The 6,783-nt window shown below is 57.0% G+C and carries 8 protein-coding genes; all 8 read left to right on the top strand.

Translation table 11 applies throughout. The features are described 5' to 3' along the window. Positions 1 to 1,203 (top strand): hypothetical protein (locus RMSM_RS18285; RefSeq protein ID WP_236622196.1); only part of this gene is annotated, 1,203 nt, incomplete at its 5' end. 90 nt (positions 1,204 to 1,293) lie between these two features. Beyond that, the gene (locus RMSM_RS18280; protein ID WP_008699481.1) at positions 1,294 to 2,229 is read left to right on the top strand and encodes a major capsid protein; all 936 of its coding nucleotides are present in this window, start codon (positions 1,294 to 1,296) and stop codon (positions 2,227 to 2,229) included. A gap of 5 nt (positions 2,230 to 2,234) precedes the next feature. Continuing rightward, entirely contained in the window at positions 2,235 to 2,606 is a 372-nt protein-coding gene (locus RMSM_RS18275; protein WP_008699478.1) for a hypothetical protein, read from the top strand. Beyond that, entirely contained in the window at positions 2,593 to 3,060 is a 468-nt protein-coding gene (locus RMSM_RS18270) for a hypothetical protein (protein WP_008699476.1), read from the top strand. Before RMSM_RS18275 ends, RMSM_RS18270 begins: the two co-directional genes overlap by 14 nt. Before the next feature lie 12 nt (positions 3,061 to 3,072). Beyond that, complete coding sequence (locus RMSM_RS18265) at positions 3,073 to 3,570, top strand: hypothetical protein (protein ID WP_008699474.1); 498 nt, start codon at positions 3,073 to 3,075, stop codon at positions 3,568 to 3,570. Positions 3,571 to 3,799: 229 nt separating this feature from the next. Then, the gene (locus RMSM_RS18260) at positions 3,800 to 4,324 is read left to right on the top strand and encodes a hypothetical protein (RefSeq protein WP_144057754.1); all 525 of its coding nucleotides are present in this window, start codon (positions 3,800 to 3,802) and stop codon (positions 4,322 to 4,324) included. A 220-nt stretch (positions 4,325 to 4,544) separates the two neighbouring features. Beyond that, a complete protein-coding gene (locus tag RMSM_RS18250) occupies positions 4,545 to 5,075 on the top strand; it encodes a hypothetical protein (protein ID WP_040767908.1) in 531 nt (176 codons plus the stop codon). A 1-nt stretch (position 5,076) separates the two neighbouring features. Further along, a partial coding sequence (locus RMSM_RS18245) for a hypothetical protein (RefSeq protein ID WP_008699465.1) occupies positions 5,077 to 6,783 on the top strand: 1,707 nt, incomplete at its 3' end.

Genomic DNA, 6,783 nt, shown 5'->3' with positions numbered 1-6,783 from the left:
AGACGCATCAAAAAACCAATAGGTAGAGATCCAAATATGACCCAAACAGCAACCCGACCAGCAGCCCCTGAAACGCCCGTCAAAGAAACGTTGTTTCGTGCTGGACGCGCGGACGTCGACGCTTCGATGCTGCAGGTTGACCGTGAAGGCGGTCGCTTCGGAGCAGGATTGATCAAAGGCGTTTCACTTATCGCAGTCGGCGAAGCGTTGGGGCATGAATTGTGGATTGATGAAGTCACGCTGTCCCAGGTGGCTGAGTTCGCCAAGGCCAGCAACGAGGCGGGCGTGAAGTGCCGATTCACACATCCCGGCATGAGTTCGGATGGCATGGGCCGATTGCTTGGACGTATCCACGACGTGCAGGTGAGCGACGATCGAGCAACCGGTGATTTGCACCTCGCGAAGCTCTCGCACGACACTCCCGAGGGAGACCTTGGGGAGTACGTGGCATCACTTTGTGAGGAGGATGCCCGAGCAGCTGGATTGTCCATAGTCTTCCATCATGACTTCGCTGCTGAAGAACAGTTCATGCTCGAACATCAAGTGGAACATTCCCACGAGAACCATCGCGGCGACATCGTTACCGGCATGCGTTTTCAGTCACCGGATCCCAACAACGTGCACAACTATCCGCACGTTCGTCTGTCTGAACTGAACGCAGCGGACGTGGTCGATGATCCGGCAGCGAACCCGGACGGCATGTTCGATCGCCAAGGCTTGCCCCGCGAAGTGACTGAGTTCCTGTCGTACGCGGCGGGGCTATCGGACACCAAACCAAAAACGACTTCGTTCGGTATCGATCCCGATCGCGCATCTCAATTCCTGGGCCGTTTCCTCGAAAGTAACGGTCTTTCTATTTCCCCGAAGGAGCCAACTGTGGCAACTGAAAAGAGTGAGCCAACCGTGGCTCCAACGCGTGAAGACTTCGCGGCCGAGCTGAATAAGTTCAACGCGAAGTTTGGTGCCGAGAACGGCAGCAAGTGGTTCACCGAAGGCAAGAGCTTTGCCGAAGCCCTGGAGCTTCACTGCGAGGCCCTGAGTGCCGAACTGACCGCCGAGAAGGAAGCCCGCACCGAAGCTGAGGAAAAGCTTTCCTCGTTGCAGTTGGGCGAACTGGACCCTGTTGAAACGGGTGCCACCGATAGCGACAGCAAGAAGGAAAAGAAGACCTTCGCGCAGCACACCAAAGGCCAAAAAAGCTAACCAGCATCGCTGCAGACAGCACGCGATTTACAAAACCAAAAACACCCGCATACGCCAAGTGGCGATGCACCACAGAAGGAAATTTGAAAGATGGCTAACGCATTTGTAGGTACCGCCGAATTGCTGCAGTTGGCAGACGGCAACATCAGCGACATCGACGTCAGCGAATTGCTGGAGGAAGCACCATTCTTGAAGGTGCTGTCGGCGATCGAGGCGAGCCACGAAACCAGTCATGAATGGCTGAAAAAGACCGCTGCCCCAGCTGGTGGCTTCCGTGCAGTCAACGACGGACGCGAAAACAAGAAGGCGACTTACACCAAGGTTACGCAGGCGCTCAAGCTGTTTGACGCTTCGTTCGCGATCGACTTGGCTGTGGCGATGCTGCCCAGCGGTGATGCGTTGCGACGACGTGAAGCCAAAGACCACTTGATGGCGTCCTTCGCTGCCATGGAGGCCCAGGTCTTCTACGGCACGGGTGCCGACTCGGACGGATTCGCTGGTTTCGCCAACGAAGCGACGGTCGACAAGAAGGATGACGCGATGGTCGTTGATGCGACCGGTACCAGCGTCGGAGCGGCAACCAGTGTCTGGGCCGTTCGCGTTGGTGAAGAAGCTGTTTCGGCTGTATACGGCAAGGGCGCGACCATCGAAGTTGGTGAGGAATACCAAACCGTCTTGGAAGGATCGTCCACCGGTACCTTCGACGCGATGCGAACCCCAATCCTTTTCTGGGGCGGTGTTCAGATCGCGACAAGCTTGGACTTGGGACGCATCGTCAACCTGACCGCCCAATCGGGCAAGACGTTGACGGACGACTTGATCATCGAGCTGATCAGCAAGTTCCCTGCGGGTCGTGGCCCGACGCACTTGGTGATGAACCGCCAAAGCCAAAAGCAATTGCAGCAATCCCGCACGGCAACCAATGCGACTGGTTCGCCAGCTCCGTTGCCTGAGGAATCTCACGACGTGCCGATCGTGGTCACCGACCAGATCAGCAGCACCGAAGCAATCGTGGCGGCAAGCTAATCACCATGATGAACCTGATGCAACTCGGACTCAAGATTCACGCGGCGGCGCTTCATCGCGCCGCTGGTGAGTTCGTCGAATATCGCAGCGGTCTCAAACGGGGACGCGTTAAGGCGGTAGTCGCTGAGTCTGTGTTCGAGGAGTCGGATGGCGAAGCGATGATCGAAGTCAAAACGGTCGACTTCCTCATTGAGCCGTCGGAACTCGAACGCATCGGGGTCACTGAGCCAAGCCGTGGCGACCAGATCACACGCAAATCGGGTGAAGTTTTTGACACCTGCCCAGGTGCTAAGGACTCCGTTTGGGATTGGTCCGACGCAGCAAACCAAACCTTTTATCAGATCCACACTTTGAGGCGAAAACGTGAGTCGTGCTAGTGACGTTCGAGACGCTGTTATTGCAGCGATCAAAGAGCAGATGCCCGACGAAACGGTCGAAGCATTTGTGATGCCCCGCTACACGCGAGAAGAACTCGCAAGTGGCCCACGCATCGCGGTTCGCTTTGCCCGGCGTGATCTTCGCGTTGAACAGGGACCTGATGAGAGGGACGTAATCATCCATGCGGGCGTGGTTGGTGTGATGCCGCCTAACGATGGCCACGGTAGCACCTACCGAGCCCAAGAGGTGGCGGCGTTCGATGCCATCGACACGTTGATGGAGCAAGTAATCGCATTGTGGACGCCAAACGGAGTCCTTGCGAGTTGTGGAATGGCGGAGCACTGGTTTAGGACCATCACTCAGCCGTTTGTACTTGATGAGAAAGAACTAAAGGACAACTCGAATTTCGTGTCGCTTGTCCAACTTACTTACACAGATTCACTCGACGAATAGGAGTCGAAACCAATGGCAGGGCCAACTGATTTAACCCGCGCAGCTTATGCGGGCAAGGAAACCAAGCTGTACGCCAACATCGGCGGTACGTACGCATCGCCAACGTGGGTGGAGATCACACGTGCTCGCAATGTCCAACGCAACCGGGGACCGGCATTGTCGGACATCGAGTTCCATGGAGCCGAAGAAACCGGTGCAGTCCCTGGCTATCGTGCCATGAAGGGCAGCTTCGAGTATGCACGCATGCGTGGCACTGACACCGTGTGGGCCGCACTCGAAGCGGCTCGTGATGCTGGGGACATTGTTGATCTCGCACATCTCAATGGACCGATCACATCGAGTGCATCGAAGGGTTGGCGATGCCCCGTGCTGCTGGGTGAAACCTCGGGCAGTGCCAATGGCAATGATGGCGTGATCGACACCATCCCGTTCAGCAAGGCTGACTGCAATCTGGTTTCGGATGGCTCGGCCGTGAACTACGTGGCGTTCTCTGGCACGGACCCTGAATAAGCCATGGCTACGAAAATAACCCGCGGCGAAATCGCTGCTCTAGGCGAGAAGCATCCGAAAGGTGAGCTGTTCGACTGGTGCGCTTCAGTGGCAAATTCCGGCATGCCCACTGATGTTGTTTATGTCGGCAACGAAATGCTCTCTCGTTGTCGGCAAGCAGCGATTTCGCCTTCTGATCGAAAAGAGAGCAAAACCAAATCCAAGTCCAAGAAACGAGAGAGCAAAAAGAATGAAGACCTTCAGCGACAACAAAGGCGAGATCTGGACATTGAGCCTGACGTTACAACGGACTCGGAAGATGCGGGACGTCCTGGGGTTGGACCTGCTGAACCCGAATCACTTCCTTCAAGTGCTGAACAGCCTGACTGATCGGATGGCTTTTTGTTTCCTGCTTTGCGAAGAGAAGGCGAAGCAGCTGGGCATTGATGCAGACGACTATGAAGAGCGTTTGTACGACACCCCGCAACGAGACGGTGTCTCAGCGGAGGCGAGCCAAGCGCTCATCCAGGAATGCGAGGATTTTTTCCTGAAGCTCGGGCAGAAAGCCCTGGCAGCGATTGCGAGGAAGTCGATCGAGAGCATGAAGTCTGGCAAGGAGAGAGTCGACGAGTTGATGAAGACTGGGCAGTTCGATTCATTGCTACAGAAAGCGCAGGACGAGATGAACGCGATGATGGATTCGCAACTGCCACCCAGCGTTGGCAGTGGGTCTTCGAACTCTCAGCCATCGCAGGAATCGACTGGCAGCACCTAACGCTGCGTGAGTTGGTTGCAGCCGCGAAAGCTAAGCAGATCGCGGCGTGGGACCATACGGCCGACATGATGGCTTTGATGGCCAGCATCCACACTTCGAATCAGTATTCGCGATCGAACTTTCATCCATATCGAGAGGCCCCTGTACAAGTCGCCAACCTGGATGATCCCGGTGCTGAGTATGACCGGCTAATTGCCGAGCAGGAAAAACGAGGCATCAAATGATCAGCTTCACCTTCAACATGAACAAAGCAGTAGTGGACCGAAAGGCCCTCACTGCTGCTGTGAATCGTGGGGTGGATAAGGCGATGCCCAAGTCGCTTGAATCGCTCAAGAGACGCATCCAGGCAAACTATAAGCCTCGGAGTCGATCGAGCCGCCCAGGTGAATCACCGAGCGTGCATTCGACCAACCCACGGCGATCTCTTCAAAACGTGCAGGTGGTGTACGACCGACGGACCAAAAAGGGCACTGTCGGCGCCGTGCGACTTACGGGCATTCAGTCGCTCACTCAGATCTCGGAGCCGTTGCCGGGGCTGCTCGAAGGCGGTGGCGTGATGACCGTTCCCGAGGTGTCTTGGGACGGCAAACGCTGGTTCACAGAGACCCGACGGCGACGGGCTAAACCTGGTCAGAAGAAACGCAAACGAAAAGTACGAATCGCGGCACGTCCAGCTGTTGGACCTGCATTCAATGCCGAGATCCAAAGCGGCAACGTGCTTTCACCTTGGCAAAACGTAGTGAGTAATTGATATGGCCAGTGCAGTAGAAATGGGCCAAGGCTATGTAACGATTGGCCTTCGCAACCGAATCGACCAAGGTGCCAGAGGCGTACAAGCGAGTCTGGACAAGATCGGCACGCAAACGGCGAAACTTGGCCTGTTGGTGTCGGCAACATCGGCAACGATCCTCACAGCGCCGGTGATGGCTGCATCACGTCTGCAAGAGACGATGAGCAAGTTCGATGTGGTCTTTGGTGATTCAGCGGATGAGATGCGTCAGTGGTCGACTCTCGCGGCCGATGCGTTGGGGACGTCCAGGCGTGAGATGGAGTACATGCTTGGGTCGATGCAGGACTTATTGGTACCGATGGGCGTTGTTCCCGATCACGCATCGAACATGTCGGCAACGCTCAGCCAATTGGCGGTAGACCTCGGATCGTTCAACAACGTCGGCACCGACGAAGCGTTCACCGACCTGATGGCGGCGATGACCGGAAGTGGTGAGGTCATGAAGAAATACGGCGTCATCTTGTCCGAAACAGCGGTGAAACAAGAGATCCTGAACATGGGTCTGGATCCCAAGACGGCCGACAACGCAACGAAAGCCCAGGCTCGCCTGAACATCATCATGCGAGGCACTACAGCTGCCCAGGGCGATGCGATTCGTACCTCAAGTGAATTTGCGAACCAGCTGAAACGATTCTGGGCAGTGGTCGAAGATGTTTCGGGTGCTGTTGGTGGAACCTTGGTCGATGGCCTTGCGGGTTTCGTGGGAATCGCCGTCAACGCTGGATCGGCAGTTAAGGATTTCGTTGACGACAATCGAGACCTTGTGGCGGTCGCGACAGCGGGAACGCTTGCGATTGGCATTGCAGGGGCTGGGCTCGTTGGGTTCGGTGTGGCCGCCAAGTTAGCCGCCTCGGGACTGGGAGTGTTCGTTACGGCAAGCACGGTTGGTGCGGCGGTGATCGGCACTGCATGGTCGGCAGTGGGATTAGCGATGTCGGCACTGCAGTTCAAAGCATCGATCGGTGCAGCAGTGGTTTCCACCGTATGGAAGTACAGCGCCGGGATCGTCAGCACAGCATGGTCGGCAGTGATGGCCACATTATCGACGGCGTTCAGTTCGGCGGCATGGCTCGCAGGTGCAGCGGTCACCACAGCGGCGTGGGTCGCTAGCGCCGGGGCGATCGCGGTGGCAATCTTCGGTCTTGATGCAGTTCTGATCACGACAGCCACAGCGGCAACTGTTGCATGGGGAGCATCGGCCGGGACGATCGGCACGCTATGGACCGCAGTCAGCGGATTACTCGCAGCGTTATCGATCAGCACATCGGGAGCATGGGCAGCAGGAGCGGCATTGGTATCGGCCGGTTGGGCTGGCGTCAGTTTCGTTCTAACGGCACTGAGTGGTCCTGCTGGCCTTTTGGCTGGCTTGGCAACGATCGCAACGGCGGCATGGACCGCAGGAGCAGGGCTGGTTGGAACCGCGTGGACAGCACTCACAGGGGCGTTTGCAGCCTCGGGGCTTGCTGGTGTCACCGCGGCCGGATTGGCATCTGCTGCCTGGAGCGCATTGGGGGCGGTGATGGCCGTTCTCGCGTTCGAGTCGACGATCTCTAGCGTCGTAATCTCTACAGCATGGAGTGCAGCGGCTGCTCTCGCATCGCTCGCATGGTCAGGATTCACGGCCGTTCTGTCTGCAGCGTTGACCCCCGCGGCACTGATGACAGCGGCA

Origin of the sequence: Rhodopirellula maiorica SM1 (assembly GCF_000346295.1) — a bacterium.
Lineage (GTDB): Bacteria > Planctomycetota > Planctomycetia > Pirellulales > Pirellulaceae > Novipirellula > Novipirellula maiorica.
The sequence above is the reverse complement of the archived record's forward strand: the minus strand, read 5'-3'. Positions and strand labels throughout refer to the sequence as shown.

Excerpts from the sequence above, each read along its gene's own strand:
- RMSM_RS18280 (WP_008699481.1), top strand. The coding sequence starts at position 1,294 with ATGGCTAACGCATTTGTAGGTACCGCCGAATTGCTGCAGTTGGCAGAC.
- RMSM_RS18260 (WP_144057754.1), top strand. The coding sequence starts at position 3,800 with ATGAAGACCTTCAGCGACAACAAAGGCGAGATCTGGACATTGAGCCTG.
- RMSM_RS18265 (WP_008699474.1), top strand. The coding sequence starts at position 3,073 with ATGGCAGGGCCAACTGATTTAACCCGCGCAGCTTATGCGGGCAAGGAA.
- RMSM_RS18275 (WP_008699478.1), top strand. The coding sequence starts at position 2,235 with ATGATGAACCTGATGCAACTCGGACTCAAGATTCACGCGGCGGCGCTT.
- RMSM_RS18250 (WP_040767908.1), top strand. The coding sequence starts at position 4,545 with ATGATCAGCTTCACCTTCAACATGAACAAAGCAGTAGTGGACCGAAAG.